We start from the raw sequence: 18143 nt of genomic DNA on the forward strand, positions 1-18143 counted from the left end.
CCGTTCACAGCTTCCGGTAGACGTCGTCGAGGGACAGCCCGCGGGCCAGCATCAGCACCTGGGTCCAGTACAGGAGCTGGCTGACCTCGTCGGCGAGCGCGTCGTCACTCTCGTGCTCGGCCGCCAGCCACACCTCGCCGGCCTCCTCGAGGATCTTCTTGCCGAGGCCGTGCACACCGCCGTCGAGCGCGGCGACGGTGCCGCTGCCGGCGGGCCGGCTGCGCGCTTTCTCACTGAGCTCGGCGAACAGGGCGTCGAAGGTCTTCACGGGCAGCTATTGTCCCATGCCAGGTCGACCGGGCGACGCCCGACCGCTGCTCAGGTGGCGGCTTTGGGCAACTCCTCGCCCTTGAGGATCGAGCCGTGCATGTCCTCCAGCGACACGCCCTTCGTCTCCATCACCCAGCGCCACACGAAGAGCCCGGACAGGATCGCGCACAACCCGTAGAAGCCGTAGGCCAGCCCGAGGTGTTCGCGCAGGCCGGGGAAGGTGACGGTGATCAGCCAGTTCGCCGCCCACTGGCCGGCGGCGGCGATCCCCAGAGCCGCGGCGCGGATGCGGTTGGGGAACATCTCGCCCAGCAGCACCCAGACCACCGGACCCCACGACATGCCGAACGCGACGACGAACAGGTTGGCCGCCACCAGCGCGACCACGCCCGACGCGCCGGGCAGGCTCGGGTTGCCGTCGGGCCCCACGGCCGCGTTGGCGAAGATGACCGCCATCGTGATGAGCGTGACGGCCATGCCGGAGGAACCGATGAGCAGCAGCGGTTTCCGGCCTATCTTGTCGATGAGCGCGATGGCGATCAGGGTGGTGAGCACGTTGATCACCGACGTGATCACGGTGTAGACCGCCGATTCGTCGGCGCTGAATCCCACCGCCTGCCACAACACGTTCGAGTAGTAGAAGATCACGTTGATGCCGACGAACTGCTGGAAGATCGACAGGCCCAGGCCCACCCAGACGATGCCGTAGACGCCGCCGGTCGGCTTGCGCAGATCCTTCCAGGACGGCTTGTCCTCGCGCTCCAGCGTCTCCCTGATGCGCGTGATGGTGATCTCCAGGTTCTTCTGCCCCAGCAGCATGTTGAGCACCCGGCGGGCTTCCGGGATCTTGTGGCTGGCAACGAGATACCGCGGCGACTCCGGGATGGTGAAGGCCAACGCGCCGTACAGGACGGCCGGAAACGCCATGGCAAGGAACATCCACCGCCACGCGTCCAGACCGAGCCACAGCGGTTCGTTCGGGCCGCCGGCGGTCCACTGCAGGAGCCAGTTGACCACGAACGACAGAAAGATGCCGGAGACGATCGCCAGCTGCTGTAGGGATCCCAGCCGGCCGCGGATGCCCGGCGGCGAGGTCTCGGCGATGTAGGCGGGTGCGATCACCGACGCCACACCCACGCCGATGCCGCCGACGACGCGGAAGATCACCACCCAGAGCACATCGGGTGCGAGGCCGGTGCCGAACGCGCTGATGAGAAACAACACCGCGGCGATCTTCATGACCGCGATGCGGCCGATCTTGTCGGCGATGCGGCCCGCGGTCATGGCGCCGACCGCGGCGCCCAGGAGCGCGGACGCGACCGCGAAGCCGAGTTCGGCGTTGCCGATCCCGAAGTCCTCCTGGATGGAGTCCACCGCCCCGTTGATGACGGCGCTGTCGTAACCGAACAGCAGGCCGCCAAGGGCCGCCACCGAGGCGATGCGTAGCGCCGTCTTGCCCGACGAGAAGTCCTCGTCCGAGACCGGTAGGTCATCGCCTACCGGGGCTCCACCCTGACCTGCCATGGGATTTCCTTTCCGCAGCGCTGCGTGGAATCACTCGTTCCCCACGATTGCACAATTCACACCTGCGCAAGGGCGTATCGAGACTGGGAAGTGGGCCGTGAACGTGTGCTCAGGCGCTGCGTTCGGAGAGCTCGTCGGTCAGCTCGGCGTGGATGGCCCGGAGGTCCTCGACGCCGAGGCCGAGCAGCGACTGCGCGTGGCGCCGTCCCGGCCCGGTGGGCACCGCGATGTCGTTGGGCACCACCAGCACCGGGCAGCCCGCGCCCTCGGCGGCCGCCGTGCCCGTCACCGAATCCTCGACGGCCAGGCACGCGCCGGGCGCCAGTCCCAGCAACTCCGACGCACGCAGATACGGATCCGGCGCTGGTTTCCCGTTCGTCACCTCGTCACCGCAGACGGTAGCCGAGAAGTAGTGACCGCCAATGCTTTTGAGTGCTTTGTCGGTGAGGGGCCGCAGCGTGTTGGTGACCAGCGCCAACGGCACCCCGTCGGCGGCCAGCGCATCGAGCAGCTCGCGAGCTCCCGCACACCACGGCAGGCCCTGCTCGAACAACTCGGCGGTGTAGTCGTGCAGCCACCGGTGTGCCTCGGCCATCGCCTGCGGGTCGGGCTCCACGCGCAGGTCGGCGAACACGGTGCGCATGGTGTTCTCCGCCGAGCTGCCCACCAGTGCCTGGCGCACCTCGGCGCTCAGTTCACCGCCGAGCCGGGCGTAGAGCGCCTCGAGCGAGATGTCCCACAATTTCTCGGAATCCACCAGGGTGCCGTCCATGTCGAAGAGGACGGCGGAGAGCACCTCCCCCATTCAGTCCTCCGGGTTGTAGCCGAGATTGGGGGCGAGCCAGCGCTCGGCCTCCTTCAGCGTCCAGCCCTTGCGCTTCGCGTAGTCGGCGACCTGGTCCTGGGAGATCCGGCCGACGACGAAGTACTGCGACTGCGGGTGCGAGAAGTACCAGCCGCTGACGGCGGCGCCGGGCCACATCGCCATCGACTCGGTCAGCTCGATCCCGGTGCGCTCCTTGACGTCCATCAACTCCCAGAGCGTCGCCTTCTCGGTGTGTTCCGGGCAGGCCGGGTAGCCGGGGGCGGGGCGGATGCCTGAGTACTTCTCACCGATCAGCGCCTCGTTGTCCAGCTGCTCGTCGGGTTGGTATCCCCAGAACTCCTTGCGGACCCGCTGGTGCATCCGTTCGGCGAACGCCTCCGCCAGCCGGTCGGCGAGCGACTCCAACAGGATCGCGTTGTAGTCGTCGTTGGCCGCCTTGAACTCGGCGATCCTGTCGTGGATGCCGAGCCCCGTGGTGACGGCGAACGCACCGACGTAGTCCCGGAGGCCCGTTTCCTTGGGCGCGACGAAATCGCCGAGGGACCGGTTCGGGATGCCGTCGCGGTGCTCGCCCTGCTGGCGCAGGTTGCGCAGCGTCTTCAGCACCTCGGAACGGCTCTCGTCGGTGTAGACCTCGACGTCGTCGCCGACCGCGTTCGCCGGGAAGAAGCCGATCACGCCGTTGGCGGTCAGCCACTTCTCCTTGATGAGGGTGTCCAGCATCTCCTGGGCGTCGTCGTACAGCTTGCGGGCCGTCTCACCCGACACCGGGTTGTTGAGGATGTCGGGGAAGCGGCCCTTCATCTCCCAGGCATTGAAGAACGGCTGCCAGTCGATGTACTCGCGCAGCTCGGCGAAGTCGTAGTCGCCGAACTCCCGCACGCCGAGGCCTTGCGCGGGCACCGGCGGCGTGTAGTCGTCCCAGTCGATCGGCGTCCGGTTCGCCCGCGCCTTCTCCAGCGTCAGCATCGGCCGCTCGCTCTTCTGCGCATGCCGCTCGCGAAGCGACGCGTAATCCTTCTCGGTGGCCTCCAGCAGGGCAGGCCGCTGCTTGTCGTCGAGCAGGGCCGCGGCGACCGGCACCGAGCGCGACGCGTCCTTCACCCAGACCACAGGACCGCTTCGGCGCGGCGCCACCTTCACGGCGGTGTGAGCGCGCGAGGTGGTCGCGCCGCCGATCAGCAGCGGGATCTCCAGGCCCTGACGTTCCATCTCGACGGCGAAGTTGACCATCTCGTCCAGCGACGGGGTGATCAGGCCGGACAGCCCGATGATGTCGGCGTCGTGCTCCTTGGCCGCGTCCAGGATCTTGTCGGCAGGCACCATCACACCGAGGTCGATCACCTCGTAGTTGTTGCACTGCAGCACGACTCCGACGATGTTCTTGCCGATGTCGTGGACGTCGCCCTTGACGGTCGCCATGATGATCGTGCCGTTGGTGTCCTTGCTCGCAGCGGCCCCGGTCTGCTCCTTCTCCGCCTCGATGAAGGGCAACAGGTACGCCACGGCCTTCTTCATCACCCGGGCCGACTTCACCACCTGCGGCAGGAACATCTTGCCCGCGCCGAACAGGTCGCCGACGACGTTCATGCCGTCCATCAGCGGGCCCTCGATCACCTCGATCGGACGACCGCCCGCGGCCTCGATCTCGGCGCGCAGTTCCTCGGTGTCGGCGTCGACGTTGGCGTCGATGCCCTTGACCAGGGCGTGCGTGATCCGCTCACGAATCGGCAGGCTGCGCCACTCCGCTGCGACCGGATCGTCGGCCTTCTCCGAGCTGTTGAACCGCTCGGCGATCTCCAGCAGCCGTTCGGCGGCGTCCTCCCGACGGTTCAGCACGACGTCCTCGATCCGGTCCCGCAGTTCGGGATCGATCGAGTCGTAGGGCACCAGCGAACCGGCGTTGACGATGCCCATGTCCAGGCCGGCCTTGATGGCGTGGTACAGGAACACCGCGTGGATCGCCTCGCGTACGGGGTTGTTGCCCCGGAACGAGAACGACACGTTGGAGATGCCGCCGGAGATGTGCACGCCGGGGAGGTTCTCCTTGATCCAGGCGCAGGCCTCGATGAAGTCGATCCCGTATGTCGCGTGCTCCTCGATGCCCGTCGCAAGCGCGAAGCAGTTCGGGTCGAAGATGATGTCCTCGGGCGGGAAGCCGACCTCTTCGGTCAGGATCCGGTAGGCGCGCCCGCAGATCTCCTTGCGGCGCTCCAGGTTGTCGGCCTGGCCCTGTTCGTCGAAGGCCATCACGACGACGGCGGCGCCGTACTTGCGGCACAGCCGCGCCTCGCGGATGAACTTCTCCTCGCCCTCCTTCATGGAGATCGAGTTGACGATCGGCTTGCCCTGCACGTTCTTCAGGCCGGCCTCGATGACCTCCCACTTGGACGAGTCGATCATCACCGGGACGCGACTGATGTCCGGCTCGGCCGCGATCAGCTTGGTGAACCGGTCCATCGCGGCGACGCCGTCGATCATGCCCTCGTCCATGTTGATGTCGATGACCTGCGCACCGACCTCGACCTGCTGTAGGGCGACCGACAGCGCGGTGTCGTAGTCCTCGGCCTTGATCAGGTTCCGGAACCGTGCCGAACCGGTGATGTTGGTGCGCTCACCGATGTTGACGAACAGGGAGTCGTCGTTGATGTTGAGCGGCTCCAGGCCCGCGAGCCGGGTGGCGACCTCGATCTCCGGCAGTTCGCGCGGCGGCTTGCCCTCGACGACCTTGGCGATCTCGGCGATGTGCTCGGGCGCCGTTCCGCAGCACCCACCGACGAGGTTGACCAGGCCGGCTTCGGCGAACTCGCCGATGTAGCCGGCCTGATGTTCCGGGTCCTCGTCGTACTCGCCGAACGCGTTGGGCAGGCCGGCATTCGGGTAGCAGGACACGAAGGTGTCTGCGATGCGCGCCATCTCGGCGATGTAGGGCCTCATCTCCGGCGCGCCCAGGGCGCAGTTCAGACCGACCGCGAGCGGCTTGGCGTGTCTGATCGCATTCCAGAACGCCTCGGTGACCTGACCGGAGAGGGTCCGCCCTGAGGCGTCGGTGATGGTGCCCGAGATGATCAACGGCCAGCGGCGTCCGCGCTCCTCGAACAGCGTCTCGACGGCGAACACCGCCGCCTTGGCGTTCAGCGAGTCGAAGATCGTCTCGATGATGAGGAGGTCGGCACCGCCGTCGACCAGGCCGTTGGCGGCCTCGAGGTAGGCGGCGACCAGCTGGTCGTAGGAGACGTTGCGCGCTCCGGGGTCGTTGACGTCCGGTGAGATCGAAGCGGTCCGCGTGGTGGGCCCCAGCGCGCCCGCGACGTAGCGGGGCTTGTCCGGGGTGCTGTACTCGTCGGCTGCGCTGCGGGCCAGCGCGGCGCCGGCGTAGTTCAGCTCGTAGGCGAGCTCGGCCATGTCGTAGTCCGACAGCGAGACCGCGTTGGCGTTGAACGTGTTGGTCTCGAGGATGTCGGCGCCCGCCTCGAGGTACTCGCGGTGGATGCCCTCGATGATCTGCGGCTGCGTCAGGTTGAGCAGGTCGTTGTTGCCCTGCAGGGCGGTCGGCCACTCGGTGAACCGGTCGCCGCGGTAGCCGGCCTCGTCGGGCCGGTCGCGCTGGATCGCCGTGCCCATCGCGCCGTCGATCACCACGATCCGCTGGCGCAGAGCGGCCGTCAGTTCCTCGGTGCAGTCGGGGCGGATGTTCGGCGCGAAGGTGGTCGACTCGACGGTATTCGACTCGACGGCGGTCGACTCAGACGTGTTCACGCGCACTCCTTCCGTAGCGGAAGGCGTCCTTGACTCTGCCGAGCGTGGCGGATACCGAGGGGGATCCAGGCCCCCCGAATAGCCGTTGCAACGCCTCTCGACCAGAAAAGTCTACGTCCTCACCCGATGGACGTCCGGACGCCCGGCTGACCACCACCCGTTCGGTGATCGCACCACCATCAACCGAAGTGCAGCCGAGGGTATTTCGTCTCGCCGGTCCCGGCCTGCTGGAGCGGCTGCGGTCACAACGACAGGGTAGTCGCGGCGTGCACCCCGCCCGAGCGGCCGATGACGCTCGTCACCACCCCGGAGGCCTTACGCTGGCCAGGTGACCCCATCGGAATTCGGTGCACCGAAGGGACCTGAGCTGCCCGAACTGCACGACGCCATCATCGTCGCGGCGTTCGAGGGCTGGAACGACGCCGGAGACGCGGCCAGCGACGCGCTCGAGCACCTGGACGCGATCTGGGAGGCCGACCCGATCGTCGAGATCGACGACGAGTCCTATTACGACTACCAGGTCAATCGCCCGGTGATCCGGCAGATCGACGGTGTCACCCGCGAACTGGTGTGGCCGTCGATGCGGATCTCGCACTGCCGCCCGCCGGGCGCCGAACGCGACATCGTGCTGATGCACGGCGTCGAGCCGAACATGCGGTGGCGGACGTTCTGCGCCGAACTCCTGGCGATCGCCGACAAGCTGAACGTCCAGACGGTCGTGATCCTCGGCGCGCTGCTGGCCGACACCCCGCACACCCGGCCGGTGCCGGTGTCCGGAGCCGCCTACTCCCCCGAGTCGGCCAAGTTCTTCGGACTCGAGGAGACCCGCTACGAGGGTCCGACCGGCATCGCCGGGGTGTTCCAGGACGCGTGCGTGCAGGCCGGCATCCCCGCGGTGACCTTCTGGGCCGCCGTCCCGCACTACGTCTCGCAGCCGCCGAACCCCAAGGCGACGGTCGCGTTGCTGCGCCGGGTCGAGGACGTACTTGACATCGAGGTGCCGCTGGCGGAGCTGCCGACCGCGGCCGAGGAGTGGGAAGAGGCCGTCACGGAGATGACCGCCGACGACGACGAGATCGCCGAGTATGTGACGGCACTCGAGGAACGCGGCGACGCCGAGGTCGACATGCACGAGACCCTGAGCAAGATCGACGGCGACGCGCTGGCCGCCGAGTTCGAACGCTACCTGCGCCGGCGCGGACCGGGTTACCGCAGCTAGGCCCGACCGCTCAGCTCCTGACGGCCTGCGGCGGCTTCCAGGTGCCGTTCAGCGCGTCGGGCTTCGGCCAGTACAGCCGCAGCACCATCTGGAACGGACCGGCGGGCGCGGGCAGCCAGTTCGACTCCTTGTCGATGCCCGGCGACGCGTTCTGCACCAGGAACGTGTAGCCGCCGTCGGGATCGGCGACCAGGCTGGGCAGCATCGGCGAGTTGATCAGCCACCGGTTCAGCGGGTTGGTGACGAGCAGGCTCTGCGGCATCTCGTACATGGTCAGCGACCAGAACGCGTTGACCGGCGGCAGCTGGCCGGGCGCGAACCGCACGGTGTAGTTGTTCGCGCCGGTCAGCGGCGCCCCGGTGGAGTCGTTGGTCAGCGTCGGATACAGCGCCTCGGCGGCGGTGTTGCCGTAGATGCCGAACACCGCGCCGGCCATCCGGTAGAGGTAGTTGCCCTTCAGTTCGGCGGCGGTGCCGAAGAACTGCGCCGGCCCCACCTGGCCGGTGTCGATCTTGTCCTTCTTCAGGGTGTCGAGCTCCGCCCAGGCGTCGGCCATGCCGCCCTCGACGGCCGAGCGCATCTCCGGACTCAGCTCGTCGGCCGCGAAGTCGCCGTCGGGCCCGATGCCGATGGTCGCGAACCGGTCGCGGAGGTCCTTCTCCTCGGGCAGCACGGGTGCGAACCGCAGCGCAAAGTTGAGGATCTCGAAGAACTGCGGCGAGGTGCGCTGCTGGTCGGGCGTCAGCGGCGGCACGAAGTCGATCGCGGGTGCAGGCGCAGCAGGCGGTTGCCGGAGGAACACCGACAGCGGCGTCACCTGGTAGCCGGCCTGGATCCGCTTGACGTTCTCCAGGTCCGACGGGTTCAACAGCTGGGTGCGGTAGATGACGTTGTTCAGCTCGGTGTCGGACCGGATCACCTCGTCGACGCCCTCGGGCTTGTCGCCCTGCCAGCCGGGGCCGGCGAGCAGGTACTTTCCCCCGCCGTTGCCGGTGGTGCGGCTGCCGACGTAGGCGATGTTGTTGGTGTAGCCGTTGACGAACTGCAGCGAGTAGTAGCGGTCCTGTTCGACCGGCGGGACCGTCAGCACCAGTGGCTCGGCGCGCAGGTCGGCGCCCACCACCGAATAGGGCGTGTCGGAGTTGGGTGTCTGGACGGTCTTGTCCTCGGGCGTGAACAGCCGTGCGGTGTTGTGGATCGCGTTCCAACCGCCCTTGTACTCGGGGTTGTCGCGGTTGACGAAGTAGGAGTACTGCACCCGGTAGTTGTCCACGACCGGGAAGCCCCAGATGTAGGCCTCCTTGGCGATCGCGCGCGCCTGCTGCGGGGTGACTTCCGCAGGGGGTGGCGGGGTCGAGGGGTCGGCCTCCCGGCCGTCCTTGACGCAGCCGGCGAGCAGGATGGTTCCGATCAGGATCGCGGCGACGCGGCGGATCACTTCTTCAGGCCGTGGGTGCGGGCGCCCAGCGAACGCTTCAGTGCGGTGACCTCGGCATCCATCTGCGGCAGGATCTTCGGCGCCGCCTTGAGCAGCGATGCCTGCCCGATCCTGGTGGTGAGCACCGGTTTGAACCACCGGGCGAGGCCCACCCAGCGCGGACAGTAGATGCGGTCTTTGCGGCGTTCGATGCCCTTGACGAACACCTCGCCGCACTCCTGCACCGAGGTGGTCCTGCTCAACGGCCCCGGCAGCGATTCGAGCATCGCGACGAAGCTCGGCAGATCGCTCTTGGTGTCCTGCACCAGCGGCGTGTCGATCCAGGACATGTGTGCGCAGCCCACGCCGACGCCGTGGTGCGCCGCCTCCAGCCGCAGGGCGTTCGCGAACTGCTCGACGCCCGCCTTCGACGCGTCGTAGGGCGCCATGCCGGGCGCGGCCGCGAATGCCGCCAGCGACGAGACGACAAGGACGTATCCCTTGCGGTCGATCAACGACGGCAGGGTGGCCCGGACGGTGTTGAACACGCCGACGATGTTGACGTCGAGCACCCGCCGGAACGCGTCGGGATCGACCACCAGCACCGAGCCGTAGCTGGCGATGCCGGCGTTGGCGATGACGATGTCGATGCCGCCGAAGCGGGCCACCGCCTGCTCCGCCACTTCCTGCATGCTCTTGAGGTCGCTCACGTCGGCCACGACGGTCAGCACGCGGTCCTCGCCGAGGTCGCCGGCCAGTGCGGCCAGCGGTCCCTCGTCGAGGTCGGTCAGCACCAGCGAGGCGCCTTTCGCATGCAGCCTGCGGGCAAGTTCCTCGCCCACACCCCTCGCGCCGCCGGTGATCACCACGACCTTGCCACGTACCGAAGTCATGGCGGAAACGTACCGCGCGACCCTAGGGCTCGGCCGAATACCACCGCCTTGCGTGTCTACGGAGACGGTTCGGCGGACTCCGCGTCGGTCGTCTGATCGGCGGCGCGCGCCGCACGCTCGGCGATGCGGGCCGCACGCTCTTCCTGGCGGGCCGCACGTTCGGCAGCGCGAGCCTCGCGCTCGGCGGCCCGCGCCTCGCGTCGCTCCTCGCGGGCCTCCCGCCGTTCCTCGCGAGCCTCCCGCCGTTCCTCGCGGGCCGCGCTGCGTGCATCGAGGGCGGACGTGGTCTCCTGCGTCTCCGTGCTTGCAGTGGTGCCGCGATCGGCGGGGACCTGCCCGTCGATCTCGTCGGCCTGTGCGACGGCGGTGTCGGCGGCGACGATGCCCGTGTCGGCGACGGCCGCGTCGGCGACGAGTGTCTGGGTCCGCGCCACCGGCGCAGTTGACTGGCTCAGAGCGAGCGTCGTCGGCGGCGCCACTCCTTCGTAGATCACCAGGCCGTCATGCCACACCACCTGCGTACCGGTGGACTCGACGTCGCGATACACACCCTGCTTGTAGTACGCGCCGCCGCCGCCGGCGACGAGGGTGGGCCGATAGTGCTTCTCGACAACCAATTTGCCGTTCTCGTAGACCTCCGCGTAGCCGACGTTCGGGTCCTCGGAGAACTTGACGTGGACGACGTAATCCACCCACTGCCCCGGCTTCACGGGTGAGATCTTGCGGCGGTAGGGCACCGCCGCACCCGCGCCGCCGAGTTCGAGATAGTTGTCCTGGGTCACCTGGAGGGTCAACGCGGGGGCGCCGCCCTGCTGGGGGAACCACTGGGACACCATGAACCAGCTGTCCGGCCCGTGCCGCGGGTTCTGGAATCCCTCGTCGAACTTCATCGAGAACGAATACCAGCGCTCGTCGCCCTCCTTGACGAATGCGCCCGCTGAGGGGGCGTACCAGGCGCCGGGAGTGACCTCTGCGCGTTCGCCGCCACCGAACGGCGGGATGTCGCCGTCGCGGACCTCGAAGCGCGCCGCCGTCTCGTGCCCCAGCCCGCCGTTGCGCACACACGCGCTGTAGGTGCAGTAGTTCGCCGGCGCGGGCGCGTTGATTCCCTTGGCCTGCAACATGGCCCACTGGGTGAAGTTCCCGGTGTTGTAGTCGCCCGTGAAGAGCTTCTTCGCCCCGGACGGCACGATGCGCGGCTGGGCCAGAGCCGCCGCCAGCTGTTGCATGTACGCCGACAGCTGCTGCATGTAGGTGGTGGTGCTCGTGGTGGTGGTGGTGGCAGTGCGGGTGGTGGTGGCAGCGCGGGTGGTGGTGGCACTGCGCGCGGTGGAGGCGGTGCTGGTGGTGGCAGCAGCACTACGGGCGGCGGTTGGCGTGACGCCGTCGGCGATCACCAGGGCGGGCTGTTGCACGGTCCGCGGGTCGGCGGCGGGGTCCGGCACCCGGACCCGCACCGAGGTGACACCCAGCTTCTGCAGCCCGAGCAGCGTGGTGACGATGCTCGGCGGTGAACTGGGCAGCGCTGCGGTCCTGACCGCCTCGTGCGACGCAGACCGGGGGGCCTCGGAGATGGTCGCGATGGCGCTGGTTGCTATCACGGCGAGCGAAGCGGCGGCCACCACCGACGTCGCCGCGCAGCTTCGTAGATCTCGACGATTCATCGTCCGCTCCTGGTAACTCGGCGGGAAGTTGGCAAACCCAACGCTTCCTTCAAGCTACCGTTCGTGCGGATCTGGCAAATACTATCGAGGTCGTCAATGCCCGCATATTTGACACTGCAACAATGCCATTGCGCGCTGGCAAAGTGCTCTCCGGCCGCTTCCTACACCGTCGAGTGCCAAAAGTGCGCTACGGGGTGCGACGAGCAATGCGTCCGGGCGATGTCCGGACAAGCGCAATGGACGCGGTCGGGCTACGGCAGCCGCACGCCGAGCAGTGCATCGACGGCGTCGCGCACCAGGCGCGGCGCGCCCTCGTCGTGACCGCCGTACTGCAACGCATCGGTACACCAGCCATCAAGTGCGGCAAGGGCTTTCGGGGTGTCCAGATCGTCGGCGAGGTACTGCCGGACGCGGGCCAGCACATCGCCTGCGGCGGGACCGGCCTGCAGCGTCGTCGCGGCCTGCCAATGCCGCAGCCGGGTCTGCGCCTCATCGAGCACGGCGGCGCTCCACGACCGGTCGGCGCGGTAGTGGCCTGCAAGCAGGCCGAGCCGGATCGCCGCAGGATCGACGCCCTCGGCACGCAGCCGCGAGACCAGCACCAGGTTGCCGCGGCTCTTGGACATCTTGTGCCCGTCCCAGCCGATCATCCCGGCGTGCACGTAGTGGCGGGCGAACCGCCGCTCACCGGTGACGGATTCGGCGTGTGCGGCCGAGAACTCGTGGTGCGGGAAGATCAGGTCGCTGCCTCCGCCCTGGATGTCCAGCCCGGTGCCGATGCGGTCGAGCGCGATCGCCGCGCACTCCACGTGCCAGCCCGGCCGGCCCGGGCCGAACGGCGACGGCCAGCTCGGCTCGCCGGGCCGCTCGGCGAGCCACAGCAACGCGTCGAGTTGGTCGGCCTTGCCCGGACGGTCCGGGTCGCCGCCGCGCTCACCGAACAGGCGCAGCATGGTGTCGCGGTCGTAGCCGGACTCGTAGCCGAACTGCACGGTGGCCTCGGCGCGGAAGTAGACGTCCGGGTACTGCGCGTCCTCGACGACGTACGCCGCGCCGGAGGCCAGCATCTTCTCCACCAGCTCGACGACCTCGGCGATGGCCTCGGTTGCGGCGACGTAGTGGTGCGGCGGCAGCACCCGCAGCGCGGACATGTCCTGGCGGAACAGTTCGGTCTCGCGGTTGCCGAGCTCGCGCCAGCCGATCCCGTCGCGGGCGGCGCGCTCGAACAGCGGGTCGTCGACGTCGGTGATGTTCTGCACGTAGTGCACCCGGTGCCCGCCGTCGAGCCACAGCCGGTGCACCAGATCAAACGTCAGATAGGTGGCGGCGTGACCCAGATGGGTGGCGTCGTACGGGGTGATGCCGCACACATACATCGTGGCGGTCTCGCCGGGCGACACGGGCCGCACCTGGCGGTCGGCGCTGTCGTAGAGGCGCAGCTGCGGTCCACGGCCCGGCAGTTCCGGAACGGTCGTCGCCGGCCACGATTGCATGGCTTCGACTCTAAGGTGTTCGATCAGGACGGCCTCCCGCTGGTGCGTGACTCCCCGACACCGACAACGACGGACGCGATTTGATTCCCGGGCCGCCCGTCAGCGGCTGCGGATGATGGCCAGCAGCTGGTCGGCCAGTTCACTGCGGCACATCACGAAATCCGGCAGATACGGGTCGGGGCGGTTGTAGATCATCGGCGAACCGTCCAGCCGCGACGCGTGCAGGCCCGCGGCAAGGACGACCCCCGCGGGAGCCGCGGAGTCCCACTCCCACTGCCCTCCGGCGTGGATGTAGGCGTCGACGTCGCCACGCACCACCGCCATCGCCTTGGCGCCTGCCGATCCGATCCGCACCGGCTGGATGTCGAGGTGCTCACGCAGACGCCACAGCACCGCCGGTGGGCGGCTGGCGCTGGCGGCGATGCGGATGGGCCCCTCCCGCCGTGGCGGAGGCGGGGTGACGGTGTCGCTGCGGAACACCTCGCCCGTGGCGGGCAGCGCCACCACGGCGTCGGTGAGGCCGCCGTCGGGGCCGCCTGCGCCACGCTGCCACAGCGCGATGTGCACCGCCCAGTCGTCGTGGCCGGGCAGCGAGAACTCGTGGGTGCCGTCCACCGGGTCGACGATCCACACCCGGTCGGCCTGCACCCGGGACAGGTCGTCGACCGCCTCCTCGGACAGCACCGCGTCGTCGGGGCGGTGGCGGCGCAGCCGGTCGAGGATCAGCGCGTTGGCCCGCATGTCGCCGACGTCACCGAGGTAGTACGGATCGTAGAAGCCCACCTCGTCGCGGACCCCGAGCAGCAGTTCGCCGGCTTCGGCCGCGACCGCCGCGGCCAGCGCCGCATCGGTCAGGCTCATCCGGTCAGTATCGCCAACGCGCAGTCCGCGGACACCACGGGACCTCCGGACGGACTACCGTGAGGAGTGATGAGCACAGCAGATGAGCCCTCCGACTCCCTCGTGAAGGCACCGGCGAAGACCCGGACCCCGGCGGCGAAAGCCGTGAAGCCGATCGACACGAGGCGTGAGGGCGCGTTCTGCACGTGCGGCATGCAGTTGTCGCTGACCCGTGTCTGCTCCAACTGCGACTAGAACGCCGGCCACGGGATCGGCCGGTGCCGATCGGGCGTCGGCATCACCGGATCGTTAAGCAGCGCAACCACTCTCGCACGCAGGGCGGCGATCTCGGCACGGGTGATGTGATCGCGCAGCTGCTCGGCCAGATCGCCGCGCAACGCCTCGTCGAGCCCGAGCACCGCTTCCAGCGTCGGGTCGTCGACCGGTTTGCCCGACCAGCCCCACAGCACGGTGCGCAGCTTGTCCTCGATGTGCAGGGTCACGCCGTGGTCGACGCCGTAGACGCGGCCGTCGACCCCGGTGAGGATGTGACCGCCCTTGCGGTCGGCGTTGTTCACCAGCACGTCGAACACCGCCATCCGGTAGAGCCGCGGGTCGTCGGCGTGCACGAGGGTCACCTCGTCGCCGGCGTAGTCGTAGGCCTGCAGGATCGGTAAGTAGCCCGGTGGCACGCGGCCCGCGGGCAGCAGGTCGACCAGGTCGGGTCCGGATGCGGGGGCGTCGTCGGCGTCCCCGTCGATGTCGTCGCCGGGCTGGTCCACCCACAGCTGGATCATCCCGCCGCCGGCAGGTCCGTCACGGATGATGGTGTGCGGCACGATGTCCCAAGCCAGTGCGTGAGACACCAGGTAGGCGCCGACCTCGCGGCCCGCCAGCGTGCCGTCGGGGAAGTCCCACAGCGGCGCCTCCCCGGCGATCGGCTTGTACACGCAGTGCACCTGCCGGTCGCCCAGATGTGCCTCGCACAGGAACGTGGCGTTGCTCGCCGAGCGGATCCGTCCGATGACGGTCAGTTCGCCGCACCGCAGCACCTCCTCGACGCCACTGGCGGCGCCGCCCGCCGGGTCAGGTTTCTGGTTCATCGTCGGGTTCGGTGAGCGCGCCGCGCCGGTAGCCGTTGGTGCGGACGCAGATGTGGCCCTCGGGGTCGAGAGGTTCGTCGCAGAGCGGGCAGGGCGGCCGCCCGGCCGAGATGACCCGGTTCGAGCGGTTCGCGAACTGGCGTGCCGACTCGGGCGTCAGGAACACCCGCACGGCGTCGGGGCCCTCCTCGGCGTCGTCGAGCACCACCGAGGCGTCGAACTCGGTCTCGGAGACGGCGAGCAGTTCCACGACGATCGTCTGCGCCTCGGAATCCCAGCCCAGACCCATCGTGCCGACCCGGAATTCGGCGTCGACGGGCGTCTCGAGTGGACTGAGGTCGTCGATCTCCCCGGTCTCTGGCGGGATCGGGGTGCCGAACCTTCGATTGATCTCGAGCAGCAGCGCCGCGATGCGCTCGGCCAGCACGGCGACCTGCTGCTTCTCCAAGATCACCGAGACCACCCGCTTCTCGTGCACGGCCTGCAGATAGAAGGTGCGGTTGCCGGGTTGTCCGACGGTCCCGGCCACGAAACGGTCGGGCATGCGGAAGACGTGAATAGCGCGGGCCATGGCACCTCCCAAAATACCGGTAGGGCCGTCGCGACAGTAATCACGACGGCGCCGGTCAGTCGACGGAACCGCCGACCACCGCGTCGTCGGTGGGCACCGGCCGCTCCGATGCGTCGCCGTCGGCCTTGGCCGGGGCGGCCACCAGTCCCGATGTCAGGCTCGGCCCGGTGTGGTTGACGTGCAGGACGAAGGGTCGCAGCGATGTGTACCGGATCACACTCATCGACGCGGGGTCGGCCGTGATGCGCTGGAAGCCGTCGAGGTGCACGCCGAGCGCGTCGGCCAGCACCGCCTTGATCACGTCGCCGTGGGTGCACGCCACCCACAGCACGTCACCCTCGTGCTGCTCGGCCAGCGCCCGGTCGTGCTCGCGCACCGCCGCCACGGCTCGCGCCTGCACCTGCGCCAGGCCTTCACCGTCGGGGAACACCGCCGCGCTGGGCTGTTGCTGCACCACCGCCCAGAGCGGCTCCTTGACCAGGTCGCCGATCTTGCGGCCGGTCCAGGCGCCGTAGTCGACCTCCGAGAGCCGCTCGTCGACCACCGGTTCCAGCTGGAGTGCGGCGGCGAGCGGTTCGACCGTGCGACGGCAGCGCAGCAGCGGTGAGCGCACGATCGCGCGCACCGGCAGTGCGCCGATGCGCTCCACCACGCCGTCGGCCTGGTCGCGGCCCTTGTCGTCGAGATCCACGCCCTCGCTGCGGCCCGCCAGCGTGTGCGCGGTGTTCGACGTGGAGCGGCCGTGCCGCAACAGGATCACGGTCATGACGCCGCCACCACCCCGGTGCCGAGCAGCACCAGCACGACCGTGCCGAGCAGCACCCGATACCCGACGAACCAGTACATGCTGTGCCGGACGAGGAAGCGCAGGAACCACGCGACCGCCGCGAATCCCACGACGAACGCGATGAGCGTCGCGACGAGCAGCTGCGGTCCGGTGGCGCTCATGCCCTCCCCGACCGGGTCGAACGCGTCGGGCAGCGAGAACAGCCCGGAGGCGAACACCGCCGGGATCGCCAGCAGGAAGCCGAACCGGGCGGCGAGTTCGCGGTTCATCCCGAGGAACAGCCCGGCGCTGATGGTGGCGCCCGACCGCGACACGCCGGGCAGCAGCGCCAGACACTGCGCCAGGCCGACGATCACACCGTCGCGCCACGTCAGGTTCTCCACCCGGCGGCCCTGGCGCCCGACGTACTCGGCCGCCGCGATAACGGCCGAGAACACGATCAGCGCGATCGCGATCGCCCACAGATTGCGCGCCGCCGTGCGGATCTCGTCCTTGAGCAGCAGGCCGATCAGCCCGATCGGGATGGTGCCGATGATCACGTACCACCCGAGCCGGTAGTCCGCGGTGCGGTGTTCGGGCGCGAACAGTCCGCGGAACCATGCGGTGACGATGCGGCCGATGTCGCGGGCGAAGTACAGCAGCACGGCGAATTCGGTGCCGAGCTGGGTGACCGCCGTGAACGAGGCGCCGGCATCACCGGAGAAGAACACCCTCGAGGCGATGGCAAGGTGGCCGGAGGAGGACACCGGCAGGAACTCGGTGAGGCCCTGCAGGATCGCCAGGACCACCACCTGCACCCACGACATGGCCTCGGTCACGCCGACGACCGTACCGTGGGCGGTGGGTCAGCGAGCGGGGCGCGGTACCGGGTGCGCGTCGGCGACCGCGTCGCGCACGGCCGCGGCCACGCTGCGCTCGTCGGACAGGTCGATGTCGGTGAGGCCCCGGCTGGCGACCGCCACCACGTCCTCGGCCTGCGGCACGGGGTGCCGCAGCCGCGGCCGATACACCTCGACGACGAGCTGATGGCGCTCGACGTGGAACGAGAAACTCCGCCCGTCGCCGACCTGGCCAAACCCGCTGGCGTGCACACCAGTGGAAATGTCTTCGATGACAAAGTTGTCTTCGCTCTGACTCCGACGTGTGGCGAGCGTCATATTCGCACCATACCTCCGGTATCGCCGTCGGCAACACCGGTCCAAGCGGATCGCTGCGCGACCCACCCGTCGCGGGAGTGCCTAGACTTGCTGGACCCGCCATACATCGAGTATGAACCGAGAGCTACCCCTTGTCATACCACCTAAACTCCGTGACTCAGCGCTTTCTCGCCGGCGTCGCGGTGGTGGCAATCCTCGCCGTGGCCGGCTGCGCGACCGGCCCGGACAACTCCCCGCCGCCGACCATCGCCCCGGCGAAAGCCGCGGAATCTCCCCCGGTCAGCGGCGCCCCCGCCGGACTGGTGCGGCCACTCGCCGCGCAGACCCGAGGCGCCGTGTTCGACGGGGCCGCCCGCTCGCTGGTGGTACTGGGCGCCGGCGCGGACGGCCGGTCACAGCTGACGGTCATCGGCCCCGGGACCGATACCCGGACGGTGTCACTCGACGGTGCCGCCACCGCGGTGACCGGCGACGGCCTGGGCGAGGTGTACGCCGCCGCGCGGGGCGGCTACTTCCGCCTCGACGTCGCCCGCGGCCGCGCCACCCGCGTCGACGTCGACGGACGGCAGGACACCGACTTCACCGCGATCGCGCGCCGCGCCGACGGCCGGCTGGCACTC

Annotated in this window: 16 protein-coding genes and 1 pseudogene; 3 read left to right on the forward strand and 14 right to left on the reverse strand. The window is 69.0% G+C overall.

Going from position 1 to position 18143, the window contains the following annotated elements; all coding sequences use genetic code 11:
* Window positions 1-4 precede the first annotated feature (4 nt).
* From H7I41_RS01040 to metH, 4 genes are all read right to left on the reverse strand, one after another.
* Entirely contained in the window at window positions 5-274 is a 270-nt protein-coding gene (locus tag H7I41_RS01040; RefSeq protein ID WP_264010707.1) for a phosphoribosyl-ATP diphosphatase, read from the reverse strand.
* 44 nt (window positions 275-318) lie between these two features.
* Window positions 319-1794, reverse strand: a complete 1476-nt coding sequence (locus H7I41_RS01045; protein ID WP_264010693.1) for a sugar porter family MFS transporter — start codon at window positions 1792-1794, stop codon at window positions 319-321.
* 109 nt (window positions 1795-1903) lie between these two features.
* Window positions 1904-2599: an HAD family hydrolase gene (locus tag H7I41_RS01050; protein ID WP_264010694.1), complete on the reverse strand. Its 696-nt coding sequence runs from the start codon at window positions 2597-2599 to the stop codon at window positions 1904-1906.
* Complete coding sequence (gene metH, locus H7I41_RS01055; RefSeq protein ID WP_264010708.1) at window positions 2600-6244, reverse strand: methionine synthase; 3645 nt, start codon at window positions 6242-6244, stop codon at window positions 2600-2602.
* A 463-nt stretch (window positions 6245-6707) separates the two neighbouring features.
* Here metH and H7I41_RS01060 point away from each other — a divergent pair, with 463 nt between their 5' ends.
* Complete coding sequence (locus tag H7I41_RS01060) at window positions 6708-7598, forward strand: PAC2 family protein (protein ID WP_264010695.1); 891 nt, start codon at window positions 6708-6710, stop codon at window positions 7596-7598.
* 10 nt (window positions 7599-7608) lie between these two features.
* Here H7I41_RS01060 and H7I41_RS01065 read toward each other — a convergent pair whose 3' ends face one another.
* From H7I41_RS01065 to H7I41_RS01085, 5 genes are all read right to left on the reverse strand, one after another.
* The gene (locus tag H7I41_RS01065; protein WP_264010696.1) at window positions 7609-9036 is read right to left on the reverse strand and encodes a DUF1254 domain-containing protein; all 1428 of its coding nucleotides are present in this window, start codon (window positions 9034-9036) and stop codon (window positions 7609-7611) included.
* Window positions 9033-9908, reverse strand: coding sequence for an SDR family oxidoreductase (locus tag H7I41_RS01070; protein WP_264010697.1), 876 nt, complete (start codon window positions 9906-9908; stop codon window positions 9033-9035). Before H7I41_RS01070 ends, H7I41_RS01065 begins: the two co-directional genes overlap by 4 nt.
* Before the next feature lie 56 nt (window positions 9909-9964).
* Complete coding sequence (locus tag H7I41_RS01075) at window positions 9965-11572, reverse strand: polysaccharide lyase family 20 protein (protein ID WP_264010698.1); 1608 nt, start codon at window positions 11570-11572, stop codon at window positions 9965-9967.
* Between the two features lie 251 nt (window positions 11573-11823).
* The gene (gene mshC, locus H7I41_RS01080) at window positions 11824-13065 is read right to left on the reverse strand and encodes a cysteine--1-D-myo-inosityl 2-amino-2-deoxy-alpha-D-glucopyranoside ligase (protein WP_264010699.1); all 1242 of its coding nucleotides are present in this window, start codon (window positions 13063-13065) and stop codon (window positions 11824-11826) included.
* 99 nt (window positions 13066-13164) lie between these two features.
* Window positions 13165-13926, reverse strand: coding sequence for a 3'(2'),5'-bisphosphate nucleotidase CysQ (locus H7I41_RS01085; RefSeq protein WP_264010700.1), 762 nt, complete (start codon window positions 13924-13926; stop codon window positions 13165-13167).
* Window positions 13927-13995: 69 nt separating this feature from the next.
* Between H7I41_RS01085 and H7I41_RS01090 the strand changes: the two genes are divergently transcribed.
* Entirely contained in the window at window positions 13996-14160 is a 165-nt protein-coding gene (locus tag H7I41_RS01090) for a hypothetical protein (protein ID WP_264010701.1), read from the forward strand.
* Here H7I41_RS01090 and H7I41_RS01095 read toward each other — a convergent pair.
* From H7I41_RS01095 to H7I41_RS01115, 5 genes are read right to left on the reverse strand one after another with little or no spacing between them, the layout of a single operon-like run.
* The gene (locus tag H7I41_RS01095) at window positions 14157-15008 is read right to left on the reverse strand and encodes an Rv2133c family protein (protein WP_264010702.1); all 852 of its coding nucleotides are present in this window, start codon (window positions 15006-15008) and stop codon (window positions 14157-14159) included. The two genes, H7I41_RS01090 and H7I41_RS01095, sit on opposite strands and share 4 nt — an antisense overlap.
* Window positions 14992-15579, reverse strand: coding sequence for an Rv2134c family protein (locus H7I41_RS01100; RefSeq protein WP_264010703.1), 588 nt, complete (start codon window positions 15577-15579; stop codon window positions 14992-14994). Before H7I41_RS01100 ends, H7I41_RS01095 begins: the two co-directional genes overlap by 17 nt.
* A gap of 55 nt (window positions 15580-15634) precedes the next feature.
* On the reverse strand, window positions 15635-16345 hold the full coding sequence (locus H7I41_RS01105; RefSeq protein ID WP_264010704.1) for a histidine phosphatase family protein: 711 nt from the start codon (window positions 16343-16345) through the stop codon (window positions 15635-15637).
* Window positions 16342-17172, reverse strand: coding sequence for an undecaprenyl-diphosphate phosphatase (locus tag H7I41_RS01110; protein WP_264010709.1), 831 nt, complete (start codon window positions 17170-17172; stop codon window positions 16342-16344). The genes H7I41_RS01105 and H7I41_RS01110 overlap by 4 nt, the downstream gene beginning before the upstream one ends.
* Before the next feature lie 39 nt (window positions 17173-17211).
* Entirely contained in the window at window positions 17212-17523 is a 312-nt protein-coding gene (locus H7I41_RS01115; protein ID WP_264010705.1) for a hypothetical protein, read from the reverse strand.
* Between the two features lie 152 nt (window positions 17524-17675).
* Between H7I41_RS01115 and H7I41_RS01120 the strand changes: the two are divergent.
* Window positions 17676-18143: pseudogene (locus H7I41_RS01120) on the forward strand (hypothetical protein); the annotation flags it as partial.

This window comes from [Mycobacterium] manitobense (assembly GCF_025821665.1).
Classification (GTDB): domain Bacteria; phylum Actinomycetota; class Actinomycetes; order Mycobacteriales; family Mycobacteriaceae; genus Mycobacterium; species Mycobacterium arseniciresistens.

Excerpts from the sequence above, each read along its gene's own strand:
- H7I41_RS01115 (WP_264010705.1), bottom strand. The coding sequence starts at position 17,523 with ATGACGCTCGCCACACGTCGGAGTCAGAGCGAAGACAACTTTGTCATC.
- H7I41_RS01100 (WP_264010703.1), bottom strand. The coding sequence starts at position 15,579 with ATGGCCCGCGCTATTCACGTCTTCCGCATGCCCGACCGTTTCGTGGCC.
- H7I41_RS01085 (WP_264010700.1), bottom strand. The coding sequence starts at position 13,926 with ATGAGCCTGACCGATGCGGCGCTGGCCGCGGCGGTCGCGGCCGAAGCC.
- H7I41_RS01090 (WP_264010701.1), top strand. The coding sequence starts at position 13,996 with ATGAGCACAGCAGATGAGCCCTCCGACTCCCTCGTGAAGGCACCGGCG.
- metH (WP_264010708.1), bottom strand. The coding sequence starts at position 6,244 with ATGGGCACGGCGATCCAGCGCGACCGGCCCGACGAGGCCGGCTACCGC.
- H7I41_RS01105 (WP_264010704.1), bottom strand. The coding sequence starts at position 16,345 with ATGACCGTGATCCTGTTGCGGCACGGCCGCTCCACGTCGAACACCGCG.
- H7I41_RS01110 (WP_264010709.1), bottom strand. The coding sequence starts at position 17,172 with ATGTCGTGGGTGCAGGTGGTGGTCCTGGCGATCCTGCAGGGCCTCACC.
- mshC (WP_264010699.1), bottom strand. The coding sequence starts at position 13,065 with ATGCAATCGTGGCCGGCGACGACCGTTCCGGAACTGCCGGGCCGTGGA.
- H7I41_RS01050 (WP_264010694.1), bottom strand. The coding sequence starts at position 2,599 with ATGGGGGAGGTGCTCTCCGCCGTCCTCTTCGACATGGACGGCACCCTG.
- H7I41_RS01045 (WP_264010693.1), bottom strand. The coding sequence starts at position 1,794 with ATGGCAGGTCAGGGTGGAGCCCCGGTAGGCGATGACCTACCGGTCTCG.
- H7I41_RS01070 (WP_264010697.1), bottom strand. The coding sequence starts at position 9,908 with ATGACTTCGGTACGTGGCAAGGTCGTGGTGATCACCGGCGGCGCGAGG.
- H7I41_RS01095 (WP_264010702.1), bottom strand. The coding sequence starts at position 15,008 with ATGAACCAGAAACCTGACCCGGCGGGCGGCGCCGCCAGTGGCGTCGAG.
- H7I41_RS01075 (WP_264010698.1), bottom strand. The coding sequence starts at position 11,572 with ATGAATCGTCGAGATCTACGAAGCTGCGCGGCGACGTCGGTGGTGGCC.